The organism is Pedobacter sp. KLB.chiD (assembly GCF_047040275.1).
Classification (GTDB): Bacteria; Bacteroidota; Bacteroidia; order Sphingobacteriales; family Sphingobacteriaceae; genus Pedobacter.
Genome location: NZ_CP178207.1, coordinates 2,986,597 through 3,008,663, shown reverse-complemented (window position 1 = coordinate 3,008,663; position 22,067 = coordinate 2,986,597). Strand labels below are relative to the sequence as shown.

The window sequence follows — 22,067 nt, the reverse complement described above, 5'->3', positions numbered from 1 at the left end:
AAGTTAAAAGTTTATTTTTGCGCCATGGAAAATGTGGCCGGATTGCAGGAATCAGAAGAACAGGAACTATACGAACATTTAAAGATTATTGTTGATAAAGGGCAGTCTTTGCTGCGTATCGATAAATTTTTGATGGTGCGTGTAGAAAATGCCTCCAGAAACCGGATTCAAAATGCAATTGATGCAGGAAATGTACTGGTTAACCAAAAACAGATAAAAGCGAGTTATAAAGTTAAACCTTTTGATGAAATATCTATCGTTTTACCTCATCCACCGCGCGATACAGAAGTTTATCCTGAAGATATTCCGCTGGATATCGTTTACGAAGACGGCGATTTACTGGTGGTAAATAAACCTGCAGGGATGGTAGTACACCCTGGCTTTAATAATTATACCGGCACATTGGTTAATGCCTTGGCATTCCACTTTGAACAACTTCCTCAGCTACCAGGCAATGATGGCCGGCCGGGCCTGGTACACCGTATTGATAAAGATACTTCAGGTTTATTGCTTATCAGTAAAAATGAAAAATCAATTACGCATTTGGCCCGTCAGTTTTTTGATCATAGTATTACCCGTAAGTATATCGCATTGGTTTGGGGCGATATTGAAACTGATGGTACTGTTACAGGCTATATTGGCCGTAGCGTTAAGGATCGCCGCGTAATGGATATTTACGATGACGAAGAAAAAGGCAAATGGTCGGTAACACATTATAAAGTATTAAAGCGTTTGGGTTATGTTACCTTGATCAGTTGTGAACTGGAGACTGGTCGTACGCATCAGATCAGAGCCCACATGCAACATATTGGCCACCCGTTGTTTAATGATGCCATGTACGGTGGAGATAAGATTTTAAAAGGCACTACGTTTAATAAATACAAACAGTTTGTAGATAACTGTTTCGAATTATTGCCAAGGCAGGCTTTACATGCGCAAAGTTTGGGTTTTATACACCCTACTACTAAAGAATACATGCATTTTGAATCGTCATTACCGCCCGATTTTAAGGCTGGTTTAACCAAATGGGAAAATTATATCGCAACATCATAAAATATGCTTCAAGAGTACCTCTTATTTAATGATGAATTTCATTCGGTTGATGTTCCGATTTTGGCAGCTTCTAACAGAAGTTTCAAATTTGGAGATGGATTGTTTGAAAGTATGCGGATGATCAATAATAAGTTGCAATTTGCTGACTTGCATGCTGATAGGCTAATATCGGGAATGAAAGCGCTAAAAATCGACGGTCATGCTTTAATGGACGATTATTTCCTGCGTCAAAAAACCGCTGATCTGGTAAAACGCAATAAATGGAACGGTAATGTACGGTTCCGCCTTTCTGTTTACAGGGGCGGGGCCGGCGTTTATACACCCGAAATCAATAAGGCAGGTTATATTCTGGAGGGTATTCCGCTTAAAACGTCCACATATGAGTTAAACAGCAAAGGTTTGATCATTGATGTTTTTGACGAGATGACCAAACCAGTTAATAAACTCTCTAATTTTAAAACAGCCAATGCTTTGCTTTATGTTATGGCCGGACTTTTTAAAAGCCAGCATCGCCTGGATGAGGCCATGATCCTTAATCAATATGGTTTTCTTTGCGAAAGCATCAGTGCAAATGTTTTTGTGGTATATAACAAACAGATTTATACGCCTGCCCTTGCTGAAGGCTGCATTAGTGGCGTAATGCGTATAGCTGTTATGCAATTATGCAAAATGAACGATATGCCTTTAATCGAGGCGCAGATCAATCCAGAAATATTAAAAGAAGCTGAAGAAGTTTTTATTACCAATGCCACGCAAGGTATACAATGGGTAATGGGTTATGGCAGAAAACGTTATTTTAACGAGGTTTCGAAATTTTTGGCTGAGAAGTTGAACGCTTTGTAAGAATAAGTATCCTTACTTAGGAGGAAAATTTCTTTTGCTTCGGCGATGTTACATTTTATTTCTATCGGTTTGTGTTTAGCTAAACTGTATTTTTTGTATTATTGGTTACACACACAAATTTAACCGAAATGAAAAAATTACTCATTCTCGTAATGGCTTGCTATGGCCTGAACGCCCGTTCACAACAGTTGAACGAATCCAGAAACTTTCTGTATTTCTTTTCAGATTCTACAGCTTATGCACAAAAGATCAAGCTTCGACCCGATTTTACCGGCGGTTGGTCGCTTCGGGCCGATTCAAGACGGGTGCCGGTGTCTCAGGTCAAATTTTTTAACAATCAGGATGGCTTTTTCGCCAACACAAGAAAATTCAATCTTTTAGGACAGGCCTCTTTTGCCGAGCGGATTATTGAAGGTAAACTCAATGTGTATCAGGAAGTGATTTATGACGATGTTCCTTTGGAAGATGAATATTTTGGATTTGGAGATTACAGGCGACAAGCGGTAAATAACCGGATGTTTATTAACAAGGGTTATTCCGATTTAAAAAAGGTAAATTATCGTAATTTAAACGAAGCCATGGCCGATAACCCCAATAGTTTAGCGCTGTTAAATCGATACCGACATACTAAACTTACCGGCATTGCCATGTATGTAGCAGCAGGAGCTGCAATTATTGCCAGTGGGGTTACACTTATGGCTGGATCAGGTCTTAAACAAACCGGTACTGGTTTTCACGGAATGCCAACATATCAGGATCGCAGTTATACCGGCAGTTTTGTTTTACTTGGGCTCGGTGCCGGTTTAAGTCTGGGAGGATTTCTGGCAGGCGAATCTGGGAAAAAGAATATAGAAAGAGCTATCGATAATTATAACCGGTGGTAAATAAGATTGCAGATAGGCTTTATCATAAATTATCGTTTATTTATTTGTCATGTTACGCTCCCAGGGGTTTTGGATAAGTAGTCGAAATGCTGATAGATTTTTAAACAGTTTCTTTGATAAGGTAGTGTTGACAGAGTCTGCTGGTGATGAAGTCGTCATTCTCGCGAATGCGGAAACCACAAAGTGCTCAGCGAAGCTAATCTTAAAACGATTCAATTAAGATTATTCATGATTGTTTTTTTATTTAGTGGCATTCATGAGCACGGCGTGGTTTCCGATTAAGTTGGGAATGACGATTTCTACAGGCTTACAACCCGGCGAAAAAAGCTGCCATTTACATTGATTTTACAAATAAACTATTCAGGTTAACGCGGTCGGTCGGGTTTATTTAACTCTAGCCTAAGCACGGACTGCGCACCTCAGCCTGGTCAAAGCGTAATTTCTTAATTAAAAAAGCAAACTTTAATAGAGAGATTCTTCATGGCATTAAGGATGGGAGGTATTTTCAATATAGTTTATCTAACTCCAGACTAGGGACTTTTGACTCTGAACTGAGACAAGCCTACAACCGCATTCCTCTTAAAAAATCTTCGATGGGCATTCGTTTTTTACCTTCGTACTGGATATCCAATAATTTGATAAAACCATCTTTAGCTGCAAATTTTAAATAGTTTTTGCCATCTGTTAAAAAACCGCCGGCAACAATGCCCGGTTCTTTATCTTCTATTTCGGCTTTAAATATCTTTAAGGTTTTCTCGTTTAAAAAAGTAAAGGCTGTAGGGTAAGGACTCAGCCCGCGGATTAAGTTATAAATCGTTTGTGCCTGGTTGTTCCAATCGATTTTGCAATCCTCTTTGAAAATTTTAGGCGCATGTTTTAAGTTGTCGCTTTTTGGCTGTGGTTGTTCGTTAACCTCGCCAGCCTCAATGGCTTTGAGCGTTTTTACCAATAGGTTGGCACCAATGTGCATCAGTTTATCGTGCAAGTCACCAGCGGTTTCATCATCTGCAATTGCAGTGCTGTCACTGAGGATAATATTACCGGTATCAATTTCATGTGTGAGGAAAAAAGTGGTTACACCACTTTCCTTTTCTCCGTTTATAATGGCATGGTTAATCGGTGCAGCACCACGGTACTGAGGTAAGAGCGATCCATGCAGGTTAATAGTGCCTTTTGGTGGCATATTCCATACTACCTCTGGCAACATTCTAAAAGCCACAACCACTTGCAAATCGGCTTTATAGCTGGCCAGCGTTTCGAGAAATCCAGGATTCTTTAACTTTTCTGGCTGCAGAACAGGAATACCTTTTTCTACTGCATATTTTTTTACTGCACTTTCATTCAGTTTTTGGCCACGCCCTGCAGGCTTGTCGGGTGCGGTAACCACTGCAACTATATCAAAATTGGCTTGTACCAGGGCATCTAAAGAGGCTACCGCAAAATCTGGGGTACCCATAAAAACTATTTTCATATGAAAGTGTTGTGTTTCTAAAAATAACGTGGACAGCCACGTTTAAGTTTTGCAAAATAACTAAAAATAAACCCATACTTATAGGCAAAAAATGGTACAAGGCAAAGATGTTGTAAAAGCAAGTGGATTGGTGTATGTAACTGATGCCATGCCTGGTATTTACCGTAAAGGAAAACCGGGAAAGTTCTATTACGTAGATAAAGACGATAACAAAGTTACCGACAATAAACACCTCGACCGGATTAAAGCCTTGGTTATTCCGCCTGCATGGCAAAATGTATGGATTGCCAATAAACCCAATGCTTATCTGCAGGTTACGGGAATTGATGCTGCCGGGCGTAAACAGTACAAATACCATCCAAAGTGGACTAGTCGGCGCGCGGAAGATAAATATTTTCGCCTGCTCGAATTTGGCAAAGCCCTGCCCAAAGCCCGTAAACACTTGCAGAAAGACCTCCGCAGAAAAGATTTTGATGAGCGTAAGGTATTGGCCATTTCAGTAGATGTGCTTCAAAAAACACTGATCAGGGTAGGAAATGAAAGTTATAAACAGCTTTATGGCTCTTTTGGCCTGACCACCCTCCGCGATAAGCACGTAAAAATAAATGGAAGTAAAATTACCATGGATTTTGTGGGTAAGAAAGGCGTGAAGCAGAAATTAGAACTTAACGACCGTACGCTGGCTAAACTGGTAAAAAAATGCCGTGATATTCCCGGTCAGGAGCTTTTTCAGTTTTATACGCCCGATGGCGAACATAAAAGCATCGATTCAGGTAAAATAAACGCATATATAAAAGAGATTACAGGCGATGATTTTACCGCTAAAGATTTCAGGACCTGGGGCGGTACCCTCGAGGCCCTTCGACAGTTTGCCCAGTGCCAGATCAATGAGAATGCCGGTTTAAACAGTAAAAAAACAATTGTTGCTGTTTTAGATTGTGTAGCTAAAAAATTAGGTAATACCCGTGCAGTATGCAAAAGTTCTTATGTTTACCCGCTTTTGCTTACGGCTTACGAGAATAATCAGCTGGAGAAATACCTGAAAAAGATGAACAATCATTCGCTTCAGGGTAAAGTGAACTTGGAACATAATGAAAAGGTATTATTATCTTTTTTAAAGTCAGGTAGCAAGTAAAAAGCATTTATATTTGTTGTTTATCATTATTATGCAACTTAACGTCGACGATAAATCCAGTATTTTTATTACGCTTATAGAGGAATCTCCAATGCCAATCGCGCTTTACACTGGAGAAAACATGGTTATTGAAGTGGCTAATAAGGCGATGCTAAAAGCATGGGGCAGAGATGCTTCTGTAATAGGCAAAGAACTGGCTCTGGCATTGCCCGAATTAAAAGATCAACCTTTTCTTCATATCCTGGAACAGGTAAGACATACCGGCATACCTTACGAAGCCAAAGAAGATAAGGCGGTACTCCTGAATGATGATGTGCTCCAAACTTTTTATTTCGATTTTACTTATAAGCCGCTGTTTGATCAAGACGGTAAGGTTTGGGGCATTTTAAATAATGCTACCGATGTAACCGAATTGGTAAATGCCAAATTTAAAGTGGAACAGAGTGAAGCCCTATTCAGGCAGATGATTTACGATGCACCAGTGGCCATTGGCATTTTAAGGGGTAGAGACCTGATTATAGAAGAAGCCAATGATGAGCTGTTAAAAATATGGCGGAAAAGTAAAGCTGTAATTGGTTTAAAACTGTTAGATGGGCTGCCCGAAATTATCGACCAGCCTTTTCCAGAACTTTTACAAAAGGTTTATGATAGCGGTGTTGCCCATTATGGCTACGAAACGAAAGCACGATTGGAGCATAATGGGGTGGAAAGTGATTTTTATTTCAACTTTGTTTACGATCCCATTTTTGGTCAGGATGGCGAGGTTACAGGCATTATGGTAGTGGCTAGCGAAATTACCTTGCAGGTGGTGTCAAAAATGGAGGCTGCCAAAAGCGAAGAGCGTTTTCGCAATTTCATGTACGATATACCGATGGCTACAGCCTACTACGAAACTGAAAACATTATTATCAGCCTGGCAAATGATGAAATGATCCGCTTTTGGGGAAAAGACAAAAGTGTAATAGGTAAAACCGTTGCTGAGGCCATCCCTGAATTAAATGTACAGCCATCGGTAAATATCTTAAAAGAGGTATACCGGACAGGGATAACTTACCATGCTGATCAGGAAGAAGTTCAGGTGATTGTTGATGGTAAAGAAGAAAAAAGGTGGTTAAGCTTCACCTTTAAGCCATTAAAAGATTCGAACGGCCAGGTATATGCTATTATACATGCTGCGATGGATGTGACCAAGCAGGTACAGCTCCAACAACAAAAAGATGAATTTTTGGGGATTGCCAGTCACGAATTGAAAACACCTGTTACCAGTATAAAAGCTTACGCCCAGGTACTCGAGCGCATGATCAGGAGTGAAGGCGATGAAAAAAAGGCTATTATGGTGCGTAAAATGGATCAGCAGTTAAACCGGCTAACGGGCCTGATTGGCGATTTGCTTGATGTAACCAAAATTCAATCCGGGAAAATGAATTTTAACCCAATCGAATTTGATTTTGATGCTGCTGTTGAAGACATTGTAGATGAAATGCAACACATCAGTTCTAAACACAAACTAATTTGTAACCTGGCCAGTAATGCAATTGTTTTTGCTGATAAAGAACGCATTGGGCAGGTTATTACCAATTTTTTATCTAATGCAATTAAATACTCTATTGACGCTGATGAAATAGATATAGCCACTTATAGCCAGGACGGTGAAGTGATATTAAGCGTTAAAGATTACGGTATCGGTATTTCAAAGGATTTGCAGCACCTGGTTTTTGATCAGTTTTACCGTGTAGATGGCAATTTGCATCATACGTACCCCGGTTTGGGTTTAGGCCTTTACATCTCATCCGAAATAATAAAATGTGAGGGCGGCAGGATCTGGGTAAATAGTGCGATGGGAGAGGGCGCTACTTTTTTCTTTGCGCTAAAAATAAAATCTTTCAGATGATACAACCAAGTATAATCTGAAAGATAATTTATGCCTTTGGTGCTTTTTTAATCGGGTGCACCGGTTGCTCCTCGTTTTCACGCTGTTTGGCCGGATTATTCGTGCGAACGGGTTTATTTGGCGTACTGTCGTTTTCTTTTCTCACTGTTTTATGATCAACAGGCTCCCTGCCTTGGGGTACTTCTTTCTCGTAATTGCTTCCGGGTTTATCGCTTTTAACTTTTGGACCGCTCATAGCTATAATGATTAACTGATTGAATTTTGATTGATTAAAATTAGAACAATTTCTATCCTTTACAACAAATCATAATCTGTTAAGTTTGAAATAATCTTTCAATGCGTGATTCATTCAAAATTCAATCCAGTTATACCTCAGTTCAATTATTATTCCTTTAAAAGCTTACTTCAGACACTTTTCGTTCACAGCCGTCACCCCGCTTTTATCTTTAATTATAAAGCAAATATTTCTTACGCATAGTTTTGTATGTACTTAAACCTGGTTCCCAGCTTGCTCTGATTTCCGCTTCACTTTTCCCCTCCATTACTTGCTGTCTAAAATCTGCTACTCCCACCAGTTTTTCGATGGTACCTATTTGTTTGCTAAGTTTACTGTTGAAAAAATCTTCCTTTTTAGGAGATGCCTGATACAACGAGATTAACCAGGATAAGTTGATCTGTTTGCTTTTGCGCAGTTCGGCCGTATCGTAAGTTCTTAAATCCAATCCATAACAAACCTGATCTTGGAATAATGGTGTTTCAGCCATGCCTTTTATGCTTTTTGGCGTAAAACTAAAATCGAATTTACCTTTAAGGTATGGTGCACCAACAATGGTAAAAGGAAACATGGTTCCACGGCCATGGTTTAAATAAGTGCCTTCAAACAAACAAGTAGATGGATAAAGTAAAATAGATTGCTGCGTATTTAAGTTAGGAGAGGGTTTAACGGGTAATGTATACTCCATGTTATGATCATAATTGGCATTTTTGATAATGGTAATTTTGCATTTCACCTTATCCTTCAACCAGCCTTCGCCATTTAACATCTGTGCGTACTCACCAACCGTTAAGCCATGCGCAATAGGAATAGGCTGCAGGCCGACACCCGATTTAAATTTTGGATCTAAAATCGGTCCGTCGATTAAATAACCATTTGGATTTGGGCGGTCTAAGATCAATAACGTTTTGTTGTTAGCAGCACAAGCCTCCATCACATGCTGCAAGGTATTGATATAGGTGTAAAAACGGACGCCAACATCCTGGATATCAAATATCATGATATCAATATCAGCCAAATCTTCAGCTGTAGGTGTGCTATGTTTACCATAAAGTGAGATGGCTTTTATGCCTGTTTTAGTGTCAACATCATCATTAACACTCACACCAGCGCTGGCATCGCCTCTAAAGCCATGCTCAGGACCAAATATCTTTTGGATTTTTACACCTCTTTTCAACAGGCTATCAACCGATGTTTGCGTACCAATAATCGATGTCGGGTTAACCACCATACCAACACGTTTGCCTTTTAATAGTGGCAGATACTTTTCAGTCTGCTCTGCACCGGTTTTAATGGTAGTTGGCAGCTTTACGCTCTTAATCATGAGTTTTTTGTTTTCGGGACTTTTCTTGCCCAAAACTTCCTGTTCTTGCGGTTTGGATTGCCCACAGGCTGATAATGCAATTAAACTCGCTAGAGTGAAGCTGATGTAATTTTTCATTTTAGTGTCTTCTGGTATTATAATAAAACAATTTAAAGCATATTTTAATTATGCTATTGGTGTTTTCTTTTTATAAGTTAACGATTGATATTTAAAGTTGGTTATTTATTTTCGAAAATGCCATTTTTAAAAAGGAATTGAGCATTTTTGTTACTTACAAACCCATTAAATTGAATTTCGAATATTTCATAGCGGGGCGCATAGCCATTAAATCAGAACGTACTTTTTCAAAACTCATTGTCCGCATTGCAATAGCAGGCGTGATGTTGAGTTTGGCTGTTATGATTCTTTCCATAGCCATTATTAAAGGCTTTAAAACTGAAATTCAGGATAAAGTAAGGGGGTATTTGGGCGATATACAGATTACCCGTTATGATTTAAATAATTCTTTTGAACATTCTCCCTTTATATTGGATGAAGCAACGAAAAAGATGCTCAATAGCAATCGCGATATTGAATATTACTACCCTTTTGCTACAAAACCAGGTATTTTATCTGCCAATAATGAAATAGAAGGCATTAATTTTAAGGGAATTGATAAAAACTATAAATGGGATTACATTAAAAAGCATATCATCAGTGGAACCATCATCGATTTTTCTGACAGTACAGCCGCCATGCAGGAACTGCTGATTTCGAAATACACGGCTAATCGATTAAAACTTAAAACAGGAGACGATTTTATCATGTATTTTGTTCAAAACCAGTTACGCCCACGTAAGTTTAAAATTGTAGGTATTTACGATATTGGTGTGGAAGATATTGATAAGGGCTTCGTGCTGGGCAATCTGAATATCATTAAACGCCTGAATAACTGGAAGGCTAACGAAATTGGTGGCATAGAAATCAGGATTAAGGATTTTAACAGACTTAAGCCTGTCTCTGATCATATTTATGAAAGTCTCCCGCGTAATTTACGCTCGTATTCCATTGAAGAGAATTTTCCTAATATTTTTACCTGGTTAGGCCTTCTTGATGTAAATACCAAAGTATTGTTGATCCTGATGCTCATTGTAGGTGTAATTAACATGGTTACAGCCTTGTTGATTATGATTTTGGAAAAAACCAATATGATCGGGATGTTAAAGTCTTTTGGGGCCAGCAACTGGAGCATTATGAAAATTTTCCTTTACAATGCGGCTTACTTAATCGGCATCGGCTTGTTACTGGGCAATATTTTGGGCTTAGGGCTTGGTTTTTTACAGCAGTCTACGCACATTTTTAAACTAAATCAGGCGTCATACTTTTTAGCTTATGCACCAATAGAATTTCATTTTATTGATGTGCTGCTGCTTAATATCGTTACGGTAGTGGTGTGTTTAACCGTTTTGGTTATTCCTTCGCTATTGGTGAGCAAAGTGTCGCCCCTTAAGGCAATCCGGTTTAAATAAAAAACTTGGGACACCGGACAGATCATTTCCCGATGCCCAAGCAACCTAAACTAAGCCCTTTTTCTCTCAAACCTTGACTTTTGTGTTATATTCCATTTCTGATAAAGAACGCTGTCTAAAATCGTATTCCAATCAAAATCTGCTGTCAGGTTTTTTATCTTCATAATTGCTGATTTAAAAGTAAAGGTTTCTTTTCCCTTTCAATGCTTTTAAATTCGCATCTGCATCTGGTACAAGCTTGAATTTCCATTCCGTAACGCAATTGGCGGGTTACAGGTGCAGCCTTAACGCCATTGGTATTTACTGATACTCCAGTAACGTTACCATTTTATAAAATACCTATGTTGGTTTTTTTTTACAGCCTAAAGATAGAATCAGGATAAAAAGGACAATACAGATTTGGACATTCATATCCCTTAAACGGAGTTGAAAATAAAAACGCTACACTTAAATCGAAATCCATTCTACACCTTGAGTGCTGTGGATAAAGTCAGTCCTTGGTTCGAGGTTTAAGTACGGATAAGTAACTTTTGAAAGATATAGGCCGGTAGGATGAGCGGGTAATGATATTTTTGAAGGTTGAAGGGTAATCAGTTCGCTTTCAAACTCATCAAAACTGAGTTGTCCCTTGCCAACCATTAGTATTTTGCCCATAATTAAACGGATCATTTTACCCAAAAAACGGTTGCTGGCAATATGAAACCTTAGTCTGTTGCCCTTGGTGTTTACAAATAAATCGGCTTCCATTACATTGCAGATGGTATGTTCGTATTTATCCGGATGGGTACAAAAAGCCCTGTAATCTTTATGTTGAGGCAATAATTTGACTACAGCTTTCATTTTATCAAAATCTAAATCATTTAATAGATAAAAAGAGCTTTGGGTTGTTAAAAAAGGATCTTTATAGGTATGGACAAAATAATCATATTTACGCTGTACGGCATCAAACCGGGCATGGGGCTTGCCTTCCATTTTGATAATGTCGAAGACGGCGATATTGGAAGGTAAAGCTTTATTCAAAATGTAAAGCAGATTGGAATTTATTTCATTTTCGATATCAGCATGAAAAAAAAACTGACTGGCATGCACATGTGCATCTGTCCGCCCGCAACCGTTAATGGCCATTGGCGATTTTAAAATTTTCGACAGGGTTTGTTCTATAACTTCCTGAACGCTTTTTATGCCAGGCTGTTTTTGCCACCCATTATAGTGCTGGCCCTGATAGGCTATGTGAAAGAAATACCTCATTATTCTACTGCAATTTTACGGAAATTTTAGCAGCAGGGATATTAAATGATACTTTTGTGCTTAATTTTAATCATGGATTTAATAAACTGTCCTTGCGGAAGTGGAATAACGTTTCAGCACTGTTGCCAGCCTTATCACTTAAAAAAGAAAACAGCACCTACTGCCGAAGCGTTAATGCGCTCCAGATATTCGGCTTTCGTAGTAGCTGATGTGGATTATCTCTATGAAACTACACATATCAGCAAAAGAAAGAACCATTCCAAAAAAGGTTACTTAAACAGTGCAAAAAATAACAAATGGCTAAAGCTCGAGATTATTTTTTCGGCTTTTGATGTGGTAGAGTTTAAGGCCTATTACCTGAATAAGAAATTTCAAACTGAGGTATTGCACGAAAAATCTAACTTTAAGTTGGAAGATGGGAAATGGTATTACGAGGATGGAGAATATTATTTATAGCAAAAATTCACTTGCATTATCTGGCGTGATTACTTTTGTTTCTACATTTTGATAAGCTCCTAAGAATGCTTTCGGAAATTTTACATTAGCTTTCGGATTCCATTTAAATTCGTAAGCAGTCATCAATCCATTCCTTTCTTCAATATAATCTATTTCCTGTTGGGCATGTGTACGCCAAAAGTATTGGTTGCAATTGATCTGTTTGTAGGCAAGAAGTTTAACCCGCTCACTAATCACAAAATTTTCCCAAAGGGCACCGATATCCTGCCTTAATTCTGCCGGACTAAATTGATTAATTACAGCGTTTCTGATTCCGTTATCGTAAAAGTAAATCTTCCTGCTTTTCTTTAACTCATTTCTTAAATTTCTGCTCAAAGAACCTAATCTAAACACAATAAAAGCCTTTTCAAGCAGATCAATATATTTTTCTGTTGTCTGATTATCCAATCCTGATAACTGACCCAGTTCATTGTATGATACCTCATTGCCAACCTGGAAAGCCAAAGCCTGGATTAATTTTTCCATCTTATCTGGCTTTTGTATTTTTTCCCAAATCAAAACATCTTTGTACAGATAGCTATCAGATAATTGCTTTAGGCGTATTTCTTCTTCACCTGGATTGTTAACAATTTCTGGATAGTATCCATAAATCAAGCGATGGTGTAATAACCTTCTCTCGATGAGGAGGCCTTGTTCATCCACCATTTCTCCGAATGAAAATGGAAAAAGATGATATTCCCATTTTCTACCGGTAAGCGGTTCATTGATGTGATTTGCTAATTCAAAAGCTGAAGAACCTGTTGCTATCACTTTAACATCCTTAAGCTGATCTATAATTAATTTGATCGATAGTCCTATGTTTTCAATTCGCTGCGCTTCATCGATAATCAATGTTTTCGGTTTCCCCAAAAGAGAACGTAATGAGGTAGCGTTGGTATTAGAAAGTATAGTTCTGACGTCGGCATCGTCACCATTCCACCACATTATCGGCTTGGTAAATTTAGCTGATAGTTGTTGTAGAAGCGTGCTTTTTCCAACTTGCCTAGGACCTAAAAGGATGATTGCTTTTTCATCCTTCAGGCGTTTTTGTATAGAATCAGATATGGCTCTTGAAATCATAATCGCAAAATTAATATAAATCTTGCGAATCGATTCGCAAAATTTATATTAATTTTGCGAATTCACTCCTTTTAGCTATATTTTCTTTGCCTCATTCCAGTATATATCCATTTCGGCAAGTGTCATATCGGCCAAGGCTTTTCCATTTTCTTTTGCCTTTGTTTCGAGGTACTGAAAACGTTTGATAAATTTTTTATTGGTTTTTTCTAAGGCATTTTCTGGATTGATGTTGATAAAACGGGCATAATTGATTAATGAGAACAATACATCGCCAAATTCTGATTCAGCTTTTTCGATATCGATTGCCGTACTGTCTGCTACATTAAATTCAGTTTTAAATTCCTGCAGTTCCTCCTCTACTTTTTCCCAAACCTGATTTTTATCTTCCCAATCAAAACCTACCCCGCGCGCTTTTTCCTGAATACGGGCAGCTTTAACTAAAGCGGGCAGTGACGAGGGGACACCGGCCAATACCGATTTATTGCCTTCTTTTAATTTAATTTGTTCCCAGTTGCGTTTAACATCTTCTTCATCCTTCACATCAACATCACCATAAATATGAGGGTGCCGGTTGACGAGTTTATCGCAAACTCCGTTTAATACATCAGTAATGTTAAAATCATGGGTTTCAGAAGCAATTCTGGCATAGAAAACCAAATGCATCATCACATCACCAAGTTCCTTTTTTATTTCATCTAAATCACCCTCTAAAATGGCATCGCTTAACTCATAAGTTTCCTCAATAGTTAAATGGCGAAGTGTTTCCATGGTCTGCTTTTTATCCCAGGGACATTGTGTGCGCAAGGTATCTAAAACGGTAAGTAAACGTGTAAAGGCATCAGCTGGATTGTTGGCGCTTGCAGGAATTGGATTGTTAGGCATGTTTTATAGTTGAAATAGATTTATCGAACGCTAAAGTACCAAACCCAGGCGATTAAGAAAAGCTGAAAAGGAATTCTGAACCATAAATATTTTGGTCCGGGGCCTGGTTGATATAAATTTTCGTAATTGATGCGGTGTTTGGCAGCATAAATATTTGCGGGCAGAATGGCGATGTAGAAGATAATCAATGCTATTCCGGTGAAATGCCTGGCAGCTGGTATTGCCAATCCAACGGCAAATAAGATTTCCAAAACCCCTGTAAAAATTACGAGTTCTACTTTTTTCGGGATGAATAGTGGAACCATGGCTGCCATACTGGTTTTAAATTTGAAATGTCCGACAGCCGTAAACAGGAGCATCGTAGCCATTGCCATATTGCCTGCAAAAATATTTCCTTTATCAAAGGTGGTATGCCTGCCAAAAGCCAATAGCGCAACGTAAACTATTACCAGTACAAATAAGGGTTTCATTTAATGGATTTATCTACTTTATTAAATTAAAGGCAATTAAAATGGTTGCGATAAACAATACCAACAGGCCAGATAAAAAAATGAAATCTGCTGCTTTTTCCAACCGCTGGCTTGCGGTTATTTTTCTTCTCATGGAGATAAAAGATAAGATACAGCTGGTCATAAAAAACATTACAGCAGCTACGGCAAATTCATCAATCAAAGAGCCATCATTGAGTGCAAGTTTTTTTAAAGACGTGAGCACAATAAAGCAAATACCCAGGAGATTGGCCGAAGTGCTTAAAATATGGGGCGATCTGTTTTCTGCCATTTTAATCTTTTTCTTCTAATTTAATCTTTTTTGTAATCCGGTAAACCCGTTTCTTTTTATCAGGCTTATGTTCTTCGCCCATTAATAACCCCCAGGGTTTTAAGCTATCTACTCTATCGAAGATTATTTTTAAAATGGCCAGATAAGGGATACATAAAAACATGCCTGAAATGCCCCAGATCATCTCTCCGACGACAATGCCGATAAAGGCAAACAGGGCATTTATTTTTACTTTGGAACCTACCACTAATGGCATTAGTACATTTCCATCTATAGCATGTACCCCAACATAAGCAATCAGAACCAGCAGCACTTTACCAGCGCCCGCTGTGGCGAAAGTAATCAGACAGCTTACCAACAGCGCAAAGAATATTCCCAGATAAGGAACTACATTAAAAATACCTGCTACCAATCCCAATAAAACGGCATATTTAACGCCCAGTAAACTCAGCACGGTAATCATTAATACCGTAACAATGAGCATTTGTAAGAATAAACCTATAATGTATTTTTTAATGATATACTGAATCTGACTCACAATTTCTGCCACTTTTTCTTTATGTTCTTCACTAAAAACAGAGGTTAAAAAAGTAAATAAAACCCTGCGGTAGTTTAAAATAAAAAAAGTGAACAATAGGGTGAAACCTAAAAACAATAGGGTAGAAGATAAAGTAGACAGGGTAGTAGCCACAATTGCAGCACTGGTTGCCAAAGCTTTTTCTGTGCTATCGTTTAAGTAACTGAGTTGTTTCTGAGAATTGATACCGAAAGTATGTGAAATCCATTTTTGGAGTTCGTGATAAGAAACATTAGCTTTTTCTTTAAGTAATGGCCAGTCTGCCCATAAATCGCTTAATTGATTGCCAAAAAAGTATACAATTCCTCCAATCACAGCAATCATCAGGATTACAGATACCAAGGTTGATAAGCTTCTTTTGAATTTAAACCTGTGTTCTAAAAAATTACCTACAGGCAATAATAAAATGGCCATTAGAAAAGAGAAAAGTAAGGGGGCCAGCAAAGAGTGGCCTAGAATGGCGATGTAAGTTAAACTGATTAAACAGAAAAGAACCAATGCCAATTTGGGTAGAAATGATAGTTTGTCTTTCATATGTTTTAAAAAATCCTGTTTAATACAAAATGCCCGAGTAATTGTTTCATTAACCGGGCATTTAAATATAAGAGATTATTTTTAATAGTTACTCGCTTCGTTTAACAGGGAAATGTCTTCTGCTGATAAATTCAAATTAGCGGCTTCGGTAAACGATTTTAACTGGCTTAAACTAGTTACACTTGCAATTGGCGCCGTAACTGATGGTTGGTGAATTAACCAGGCCAGGGCTACAGAAGCTGGCTCAACACTATATTTCCCGGCAACCTGATCGAGAGCTGCTAAAATTTTAAAGCCCCGTTCGTTCAAAAACTTTTTAATGCCCCCGCCACGCTGGCTTTTGTTCAGATCGTTTTCATCGCGGTATTTTCCGGTTAAGAAACCGCTGGCCAGCGAATAATAAACCACGACGCCCAAGCCATAATCCAGGCAGATTTTTTCGTGTTCCTGCTCAAAATCTGCTCTGTCATAAAGGTTGTATCCGGGTTGGTAAACTTCATAACGTGGCAAGCCATGTTCGGTAGCATAAATTAATGATTCTTTAAGCCGATCGGCAGAAAAATTTGAAGCCCCGATCCAGCGGACTTTACCGGCCTTAATTAAAGTTTCGTAGGCACCCAAAGTTTCTTCAACAGGTGTGCTTTCGTCATCAAAGTGAGAAAAATAAAGATCGATATAATCCGTTTGCAAGCGAGATAAAGAATGTTCTACTTCGTTGATGATATAATCTTTCCTCAACGATTTGCCCTGTCCCATGTCCGAACCTACTTTGGTTGCAATAATAACGTCGTGACGCTTATTGTGCTTTTTTAGCCAGTTGCCGATAATCGTTTCCGATTCACCACCATTATTTCCGGGTACCCAACGCGAATACACATCTGCCGTATCTATAAAATTGAAACCATCTTCTACAAATTGGTCTAATATTTCAAACGATTTCTTTTCATCAATCGTCCAGCCAAAAACATTTCCTCCAAATACGATGGGTGAAATATTTAAATCGGTTTTTCCCAAGGTTCTTTTTTCCATGATATGAATGTTAATGTTATGCTAACAAATTATATAGGCTGAGGTTTTATACAGAGGTCTTAATTATGTCAGGATATCGTAGGTTTTAACCGCAAAGTACGCACAGAGAAAGCGCTAAGGGAAGGTAGGCGCTATTTATTCATTGTTTTCTTTTGAAATTTTATCTTCCAACTTTAGGACCTCCGACCCCGGACTCGTTTAATCATAACGAAGACACAAAGAGCATTTTTTTACAATTTTATCATCTGACCTCCGACATCGGACTTTTCCATCATCCATCTTACATTTTCCATTCTTTACATCTTTTTTACTGCTCTAAGCATTTCCCTTTTTCCAGGAGCACCAGGCAACTTTTCAATTTCAAATCCGCAGGCTTTTACAGCTCTTTTTAGTTTTCCGGTGATGGCATAGGTAACCAAGGTGCCACCCGGTTTTAAGAAACTACAGGCATGTGCAATAATTTCATCGCTCCACATTTCGGGTTGGTGCTGTACCGAAAACGCATCGTAATAAATCAGGTCAAATTTTTTATCGCTATGGTATTCGGCCAATGTAGTATGTGGAATTTCTAATGTGCAAAGTGGTGTTAATTTTTGAGGGCCTTTTAATGCTTCCGGATAATTAGCAATAAAACCAGACCATATTTCTGCAGAAACATATGCCGCATAGCCTGTTTGCTCAATTATTGTTGTAGTAAGCGGAAAAGCTTCAATACTGGTATAGTTAAGTTTCAGGTGATGCGCTGTACCATATTCGAAACTTAAAATAAAGTTTAGTCCGGTACCGAAACCAACTTCCAGGATGGAAATTTCAGTTAAACCGGGAGCAGCATATTTTAATCCGGCATTAATAAAAACATGTTTGCTTTCCTGTAGTGCACCATGTTTGCTATGGTAATGTTCGCCTATGGTTTCGTTATAAAGTGTGTTGGAACCATCTGCTGTAGGCGTAATGATATTCATGGACTCGGATTATTTATTTCTTAAGGTAATGCTGCAAATATAGGAACAGGATTAATAAGATTTTTGGATTTCGAAGATCAATGTGCGTTTCCAGGATTTAATGAGTAAGAATCAACCAGACAAAGATTAGATTTGTCTTTATAGTTGCATCTTGATACTTGTGTTTTATTACTTTTCATCTTGCTATTTGTGTCTTTTGTCTTTAACCTTTAATCTTTTGTGATTAGCTTTGGTCTTACCCTAAACCCTGATAACATGGATATCGAATCGTTCAGAGAATATTGTTTGAGTTTACCCGGTACTACCGAAGGCATGAAATGGGAACACCTATGTTTTATGATAGAAGAGAAAATCTATGTCATTATCGCTATTGATGAAGGTAACCGTTTTTCAATAAAGTGTGATCCGGATGAATTTGATGAGCTCGCAGCAAGAGATGGCATTGGGCAGGCCTATCATATGGCAAAGCGGCAATGGATCCAGATCGAGAATTTAGAGGTATTGAACGATCATGAGCTAAAAAGCAGGGTAGCTGATTCAAGAGCAATGGTTTTAGCTAAATTACCAAAGAAAACGCAGGCAAAATACGCTTAAATTATACTGTTTGGGCTTTTGCAAGTGTTATCAGATTAGTTTGATAACTGATTAACTTACTGGCCTCCTCTAGTTTCCTCTTTTGTGTTTTCGTCTTTTTTTATGCCTTTATCTGCATTCAGTTCCTTCGATTTCATAATATTAAAACGGTACATTTCTTCTATCCCAACCAGTTTTCGCGTACATTTATCAATGTCGGTACCATCTTCCCATAAGTAAGGGCGGAAGCTATAGGTTTTGGTTCCATCTAAATTGGCAATAAATTGATTCCAGCTGCTCCAGCGTAGTCCCTTATAAAATTTAGAAAGATCACTATCGAAACAAAAAATCAGGAACTCGCCATAGCCAGCCCCAAGTGGTTGCCAGGTTAACGTATTGGGTTCAAGGTAATACACATTTTTTATGTCTTTGCCCAAACCACCGTAATTAATAGCGAAGAAACCGCCTACTGCATCGTCGGCTATTAAAAGGTAGGGAATGTTATCGCCATACTCTTTCAAGGTTTTTCCTTTATTCCAATCGGCAATATTCCTGTTTAGTCTTTCGCTGCCAGAACCTATAATTCTAATCCATCCGTTATCAACCATAATGCCGCCTGTATTATAAATTACCGAGCCAAGCGTGGCGTAGGTGGTCATTTGCGAATGATATAGTACCTCTTTCGCTTTTGCAGAATCAACAGGGAGGATTTCTACCTTGTTTTTTGCAGAATCAATCCATTTTTTTACCAATGGCCACGCCGGATCTGTTTTATTAACTAATTTCTCTATACTGATCAAGTTGTTTTCCTGAGCAAAACTGGTTAATGAAAATAGAGTTAAACCAAAGAGAAAGAAGAAGGTGATGGGGCTTTTCATAGATAGGATAATATGTTTTTTCAAAGATAGGATGATAATTAAGAATTGCTGACAAGAGCGGAATTAATTTTTGATTCAGATCAAAGTTGAAATTCATTATTGGTTCGTGAGGACAGGAACCAAGGCAGAAACGGAATTGGTAAATCTGATACCATGTATATGAAAAAAGCGTCCCGAAAGAAATCAGGACGCCCGCAATATTGGTTGATATAAGATGCAGTAAATTAACTTTAAAAGTTAAGGGAATAAAATCTTAATCCTTAAAAATCCATCCTCCAATAGCAACTAAAACTAGCTGGTTAAAAGGCTTTACACCCTCCACCTTCCAGCCTTCTGCCATCATTACCACATTCTAATCCGGTCTTCTGGTTTTTTATATAGTTTATCGCCGGGTTTTACATCAAAAGCTTCATACCATGCATCCATATTTACAGGTGCACCAATGGTACGGTACGGGCCTGGAGAATGCGGATCTGTTTTAATTAACTGAGCTGCACTTTCAGGTAAAATGTTACCCCTCCATACTTGTGCCCAAGCCAGGAAGAAACGCTGATCTGGTGTAAAACCGTCAATTTTTTCGTTACTCTGACCTTGTTTGGTCATTTTAAAAGCAGTATAAGCAGCATTCAAGCCTCCTAAATCACCAATGTTTTCGCCCATGGTTAATTTACCGATTACATGAATGGTATCCAAGACGGTGTAAGCATCGAACTGCTCGCCCAAGGCTTTAGTCTTGGCATCAAATTTAGCTTTATCTTCAGCTGTCCACCAGTTTTTCAAGTTACCGGCTGCATCATATTGGCTTCCGCTGTCATCAAAACCATGGCTCATTTCGTGACCGATTACGGCACCTATACCACCATAGTTAACCGCATCATCAGCGTTCGGATCGAAGAAAGGAAACTGTAAAATACCAGCAGGGAAAACAATTTCGTTCAATGTAGGACTGTAATAAGCGTTAACCGTTGGAGGTGTCATTCCAAAGCGTTTGCGGTCAACAGGTTTGCCTAATTGATTAACCATCTCATTATAGCCCCAAATACTTGCATTGCGTAAATTTTGGAAATAAGTATCCTTATTGATCACTAAACCATCGTAGTTTTTCCACTTTTCAGGATAACCCACTTTTGGTGTAAATGCATGTAATTTAGCCAGGGCCTTTTGTTTGGTTTCAGGGCTCATCCACTCCAAACCCTTAATCCTGATTTCGAATGCTTTACGTAAGTTTACAATCATCTGGTTCATGCGCTCTTTAGCTTCCGGCTTAAAGTATTTGGCTACATAAAGCTGGCCTAATAATTCGCCAATGGTGCCATCTGTTAAAGATGACATGCGCTGCCAGCGTGGCGTTTGTACTTTTTGACCAGTTTGAGCCTGTGTGAAAGCGAAACTCGCCTTAACAAACGGAGAACTTAAACTAGAAGCGGATCCTTTTAAAATGTTCCATTCCAAATAGGTTTTCCAATCTTCAACAGGGATTGATTTCAACATTCCATCCAGACTTGCCATGAATTTAGGCGATGAAACCAGAACAGTGTCCTGATTTTTGATTTTGAACTTAGGTAAATAGCTTGTCCAGTCAATGTCTGGCGTTTTTTTGTTTAGCTCGGCCACGGTAAGCTTGTTATAGGTAGCGTAAGGATCGCGCATTTCTAAACGGCTCATCTGCGCTTCAGCAAATTGCTTTTCAATTTTGTAAACGGTTGCTGCTTTTTGTTTGGCTTCTTCAGGCGTACTTCCAGTTAAAGTAAATAAAGTAACCATATAGGTGTTATAAGCATCGCGGATTTTCACACTGCGGGCATCATCTTTCAGGTAATAATCGCGATCAGGAAGTGTGGTACCACCCTGGCTAATATTTACCATATATTTATTTACATTCTTGCGGTCCTGGCCAACACCCAAACCAAACATTCCGCCGCCCAAACCATTGGTACGCATGTAGGCTACCTGGTCAAGTACCCCCTGAATATTTTTAATTTGCTTAATTTTTGCTAAATCGGCTTTTATAGGCGTATAACCCAATTTTTCGATGGTTGCACTATCCATTGCAGCGGTGTAAAAATCGCCAACCCTACGTTTCACCGACCCTGCCGGAGCAGATTTATCGGCAGCTGCCTCTTCCACTAAAGATCTTACGGCGTTGATGTTAAAATCGCGAAGTTCGTTAAACGAACCCCAGCGTGTTTCTTTAGCAGGAACCGGATTGTTTTTTATCCAGTTACCGCTCGCGTAGGTGTAGAAATCGTCGCCTGGTTTAACGGACAGATCCATGTTGGCAGGGTCGATAAATTTTTTTGTTTGTGCATTTGCAGAAAAGCCAGCAGCGACTATACCCAGCGCCGCAAAACATCTTTTCAAATTTTGGTATTTCATTCGCTTAATAAGTTAGTAATAATGCGAAATTTATGAAATACTAATTAATACTGGTATTATATATTAAGAATATTACTTGTTAAACCAGTAGTAGATTTTGGCTAAGCCAAGCCTCCTGATCAAATCGGATGCTGAAAAAGGAATTTTGATAGATTTCATGATTTTAAATCTTTTATACCATTATTAACATTTTTTAACAAAAAATATTGTGCGCTTGTAAAAATTATTGCTATTAAGAATGATTCAGAATAAAACATATTATTTCCATAA

At 38.5% G+C, this 22,067-nt stretch carries 21 protein-coding genes; 8 read left to right on the top strand and 13 right to left on the bottom strand.

Features of this window, described 5'->3' with window-relative positions:
- Positions 1 to 24 precede the first annotated feature (24 nt).
- The 3 genes from ACK1I8_RS12345 (at position 25) to ACK1I8_RS12335 (ending at position 2,780) form a co-directional block, all read left to right on the top strand.
- Positions 25 to 1,053 carry an RluA family pseudouridine synthase gene (locus tag ACK1I8_RS12345; RefSeq protein WP_412469370.1) on the top strand — a complete coding sequence of 343 codons (1,029 nt, stop codon included), beginning with the start codon at positions 25 to 27 and terminating at the stop codon, positions 1,051 to 1,053.
- 3 nt (positions 1,054 to 1,056) lie between these two features.
- Positions 1,057 to 1,896, top strand: a complete 840-nt coding sequence (locus ACK1I8_RS12340; RefSeq protein ID WP_412465690.1) for an aminotransferase class IV — start codon at positions 1,057 to 1,059, stop codon at positions 1,894 to 1,896.
- A gap of 128 nt (positions 1,897 to 2,024) precedes the next feature.
- Positions 2,025 to 2,780, top strand: a complete 756-nt coding sequence (locus tag ACK1I8_RS12335; protein ID WP_412465689.1) for a hypothetical protein — start codon at positions 2,025 to 2,027, stop codon at positions 2,778 to 2,780.
- 562 nt (positions 2,781 to 3,342) lie between these two features.
- Here the strand turns inward: ACK1I8_RS12335 and fmt are convergent.
- Positions 3,343 to 4,251, bottom strand: coding sequence for a methionyl-tRNA formyltransferase (gene fmt / locus ACK1I8_RS12330; RefSeq protein WP_412465688.1), 909 nt, complete (start codon positions 4,249 to 4,251; stop codon positions 3,343 to 3,345).
- Between the two features lie 91 nt (positions 4,252 to 4,342).
- Here fmt and ACK1I8_RS12325 point away from each other — a divergent pair, with 91 nt between their 5' ends.
- A complete protein-coding gene (locus ACK1I8_RS12325; RefSeq protein WP_412465687.1) occupies positions 4,343 to 5,386 on the top strand; it encodes a DNA topoisomerase IB in 1,044 nt (347 codons plus the stop codon).
- Between the two features lie 31 nt (positions 5,387 to 5,417).
- The gene (locus tag ACK1I8_RS12320; protein WP_412465686.1) at positions 5,418 to 7,277 is read left to right on the top strand and encodes an ATP-binding protein; all 1,860 of its coding nucleotides are present in this window, start codon (positions 5,418 to 5,420) and stop codon (positions 7,275 to 7,277) included.
- A gap of 28 nt (positions 7,278 to 7,305) precedes the next feature.
- Here the strand turns inward: ACK1I8_RS12320 and ACK1I8_RS12315 are convergent, their stop codons facing one another.
- Complete coding sequence (locus tag ACK1I8_RS12315) at positions 7,306 to 7,512, bottom strand: hypothetical protein (protein WP_412465685.1); 207 nt, start codon at positions 7,510 to 7,512, stop codon at positions 7,306 to 7,308.
- 211 nt (positions 7,513 to 7,723) lie between these two features.
- A complete protein-coding gene (locus ACK1I8_RS12310; RefSeq protein ID WP_412465684.1) occupies positions 7,724 to 8,992 on the bottom strand; it encodes an exo-beta-N-acetylmuramidase NamZ domain-containing protein in 1,269 nt (422 codons plus the stop codon).
- Between the two features lie 137 nt (positions 8,993 to 9,129).
- Here ACK1I8_RS12310 and ACK1I8_RS12305 point away from each other — a divergent pair, with 137 nt between their 5' ends.
- A complete protein-coding gene (locus ACK1I8_RS12305; protein WP_412465683.1) occupies positions 9,130 to 10,383 on the top strand; it encodes an ABC transporter permease in 1,254 nt (417 codons plus the stop codon).
- A gap of 447 nt (positions 10,384 to 10,830) precedes the next feature.
- Here the strand turns inward: ACK1I8_RS12305 and truA are convergent, their stop codons facing one another.
- On the bottom strand, positions 10,831 to 11,631 hold the full coding sequence (gene truA, locus ACK1I8_RS12300) for a tRNA pseudouridine(38-40) synthase TruA (RefSeq protein ID WP_412465682.1): 801 nt from the start codon (positions 11,629 to 11,631) through the stop codon (positions 10,831 to 10,833).
- 72 nt (positions 11,632 to 11,703) lie between these two features.
- On the opposite strand from truA, the gene ACK1I8_RS12295 reads away from it, so the two are divergent.
- On the top strand, positions 11,704 to 12,087 hold the full coding sequence (locus tag ACK1I8_RS12295; RefSeq protein ID WP_412465681.1) for a YchJ family protein: 384 nt from the start codon (positions 11,704 to 11,706) through the stop codon (positions 12,085 to 12,087).
- Here the strand turns inward: ACK1I8_RS12295 and ACK1I8_RS12290 are convergent.
- From ACK1I8_RS12290 to mnmD, 7 genes are all read right to left on the bottom strand, one after another.
- Positions 12,082 to 13,206, bottom strand: coding sequence for an ATP-binding protein (locus tag ACK1I8_RS12290; protein ID WP_412465680.1), 1,125 nt, complete (start codon positions 13,204 to 13,206; stop codon positions 12,082 to 12,084). The two genes, ACK1I8_RS12295 and ACK1I8_RS12290, sit on opposite strands and share 6 nt — an antisense overlap.
- Positions 13,207 to 13,281: 75 nt before the next feature.
- The gene (mazG, locus tag ACK1I8_RS12285; RefSeq protein WP_412465679.1) at positions 13,282 to 14,088 is read right to left on the bottom strand and encodes a nucleoside triphosphate pyrophosphohydrolase; all 807 of its coding nucleotides are present in this window, start codon (positions 14,086 to 14,088) and stop codon (positions 13,282 to 13,284) included.
- Between the two features lie 20 nt (positions 14,089 to 14,108).
- Entirely contained in the window at positions 14,109 to 14,558 is a 450-nt protein-coding gene (locus ACK1I8_RS12280) for a hypothetical protein (protein ID WP_412465678.1), read from the bottom strand.
- 13 nt (positions 14,559 to 14,571) lie between these two features.
- Positions 14,572 to 14,868 carry a hypothetical protein gene (locus ACK1I8_RS12275; RefSeq protein ID WP_412465677.1) on the bottom strand — a complete coding sequence of 99 codons (297 nt, stop codon included), beginning with the start codon at positions 14,866 to 14,868 and terminating at the stop codon, positions 14,572 to 14,574.
- A 1-nt stretch (position 14,869) separates the two neighbouring features.
- Positions 14,870 to 15,979: an AI-2E family transporter gene (locus ACK1I8_RS12270; RefSeq protein WP_412465676.1), complete on the bottom strand. Its 1,110-nt coding sequence runs from the start codon at positions 15,977 to 15,979 to the stop codon at positions 14,870 to 14,872.
- A gap of 81 nt (positions 15,980 to 16,060) precedes the next feature.
- On the bottom strand, positions 16,061 to 17,008 hold the full coding sequence (locus ACK1I8_RS12265) for an aldo/keto reductase (RefSeq protein WP_412465675.1): 948 nt from the start codon (positions 17,006 to 17,008) through the stop codon (positions 16,061 to 16,063).
- Between the two features lie 296 nt (positions 17,009 to 17,304).
- Positions 17,305 to 17,970, bottom strand: coding sequence for a tRNA (5-methylaminomethyl-2-thiouridine)(34)-methyltransferase MnmD (mnmD, locus tag ACK1I8_RS12260; protein ID WP_412465674.1), 666 nt, complete (start codon positions 17,968 to 17,970; stop codon positions 17,305 to 17,307).
- A 255-nt stretch (positions 17,971 to 18,225) separates the two neighbouring features.
- On the opposite strand from mnmD, the gene ACK1I8_RS12255 reads away from it, so the two are divergent.
- Complete coding sequence (locus ACK1I8_RS12255) at positions 18,226 to 18,564, top strand: MmcQ/YjbR family DNA-binding protein (protein WP_412465673.1); 339 nt, start codon at positions 18,226 to 18,228, stop codon at positions 18,562 to 18,564.
- A 56-nt stretch (positions 18,565 to 18,620) separates the two neighbouring features.
- Here ACK1I8_RS12255 and ACK1I8_RS12250 read toward each other — a convergent pair whose 3' ends face one another.
- Together ACK1I8_RS12250 and ACK1I8_RS12245 are read right to left on the bottom strand one after the other, a co-directional pair.
- A complete protein-coding gene (locus ACK1I8_RS12250; RefSeq protein ID WP_412465672.1) occupies positions 18,621 to 19,421 on the bottom strand; it encodes a DUF2625 domain-containing protein in 801 nt (266 codons plus the stop codon).
- Positions 19,422 to 19,763: 342 nt separating this feature from the next.
- Positions 19,764 to 21,797, bottom strand: a complete 2,034-nt coding sequence (locus tag ACK1I8_RS12245; RefSeq protein WP_412465671.1) for a M13 family metallopeptidase — start codon at positions 21,795 to 21,797, stop codon at positions 19,764 to 19,766.
- Positions 21,798 to 22,067 lie beyond the last annotated feature (270 nt).

Bases quoted from the DNA above. Each gene is read 5' to 3' on its own strand.
- ACK1I8_RS12280 (WP_412465678.1), bottom strand. From the start codon at position 14,558: ATGAAACCCTTATTTGTACTGGTAATAGTTTACGTTGCGCTATTGGCT.
- ACK1I8_RS12275 (WP_412465677.1), bottom strand. From the start codon at position 14,868: ATGGCAGAAAACAGATCGCCCCATATTTTAAGCACTTCGGCCAATCTC.
- ACK1I8_RS12270 (WP_412465676.1), bottom strand. From the start codon at position 15,979: ATGAAAGACAAACTATCATTTCTACCCAAATTGGCATTGGTTCTTTTC.
- ACK1I8_RS12290 (WP_412465680.1), bottom strand. From the start codon at position 13,206: ATGATTTCAAGAGCCATATCTGATTCTATACAAAAACGCCTGAAGGAT.
- ACK1I8_RS12320 (WP_412465686.1), top strand. From the start codon at position 5,418: ATGCAACTTAACGTCGACGATAAATCCAGTATTTTTATTACGCTTATA.
- fmt (WP_412465688.1), bottom strand. From the start codon at position 4,251: ATGAAAATAGTTTTTATGGGTACCCCAGATTTTGCGGTAGCCTCTTTA.
- ACK1I8_RS12310 (WP_412465684.1), bottom strand. From the start codon at position 8,992: ATGAAAAATTACATCAGCTTCACTCTAGCGAGTTTAATTGCATTATCA.
- ACK1I8_RS12345 (WP_412469370.1), top strand. From the start codon at position 25: ATGGAAAATGTGGCCGGATTGCAGGAATCAGAAGAACAGGAACTATAC.
- ACK1I8_RS12335 (WP_412465689.1), top strand. From the start codon at position 2,025: ATGAAAAAATTACTCATTCTCGTAATGGCTTGCTATGGCCTGAACGCC.
- ACK1I8_RS12340 (WP_412465690.1), top strand. From the start codon at position 1,057: ATGCTTCAAGAGTACCTCTTATTTAATGATGAATTTCATTCGGTTGAT.
- mazG (WP_412465679.1), bottom strand. From the start codon at position 14,088: ATGCCTAACAATCCAATTCCTGCAAGCGCCAACAATCCAGCTGATGCC.
- ACK1I8_RS12250 (WP_412465672.1), bottom strand. From the start codon at position 19,421: ATGAAAAGCCCCATCACCTTCTTCTTTCTCTTTGGTTTAACTCTATTT.
- ACK1I8_RS12325 (WP_412465687.1), top strand. From the start codon at position 4,343: ATGGTACAAGGCAAAGATGTTGTAAAAGCAAGTGGATTGGTGTATGTA.
- ACK1I8_RS12315 (WP_412465685.1), bottom strand. From the start codon at position 7,512: ATGAGCGGTCCAAAAGTTAAAAGCGATAAACCCGGAAGCAATTACGAG.
- truA (WP_412465682.1), bottom strand. From the start codon at position 11,631: ATGAGGTATTTCTTTCACATAGCCTATCAGGGCCAGCACTATAATGGG.
- ACK1I8_RS12255 (WP_412465673.1), top strand. From the start codon at position 18,226: ATGGATATCGAATCGTTCAGAGAATATTGTTTGAGTTTACCCGGTACT.
- ACK1I8_RS12265 (WP_412465675.1), bottom strand. From the start codon at position 17,008: ATGGAAAAAAGAACCTTGGGAAAAACCGATTTAAATATTTCACCCATC.
- ACK1I8_RS12245 (WP_412465671.1), bottom strand. From the start codon at position 21,797: ATGAAATACCAAAATTTGAAAAGATGTTTTGCGGCGCTGGGTATAGTC.
- ACK1I8_RS12295 (WP_412465681.1), top strand. From the start codon at position 11,704: ATGGATTTAATAAACTGTCCTTGCGGAAGTGGAATAACGTTTCAGCAC.
- mnmD (WP_412465674.1), bottom strand. From the start codon at position 17,970: ATGAATATCATTACGCCTACAGCAGATGGTTCCAACACACTTTATAAC.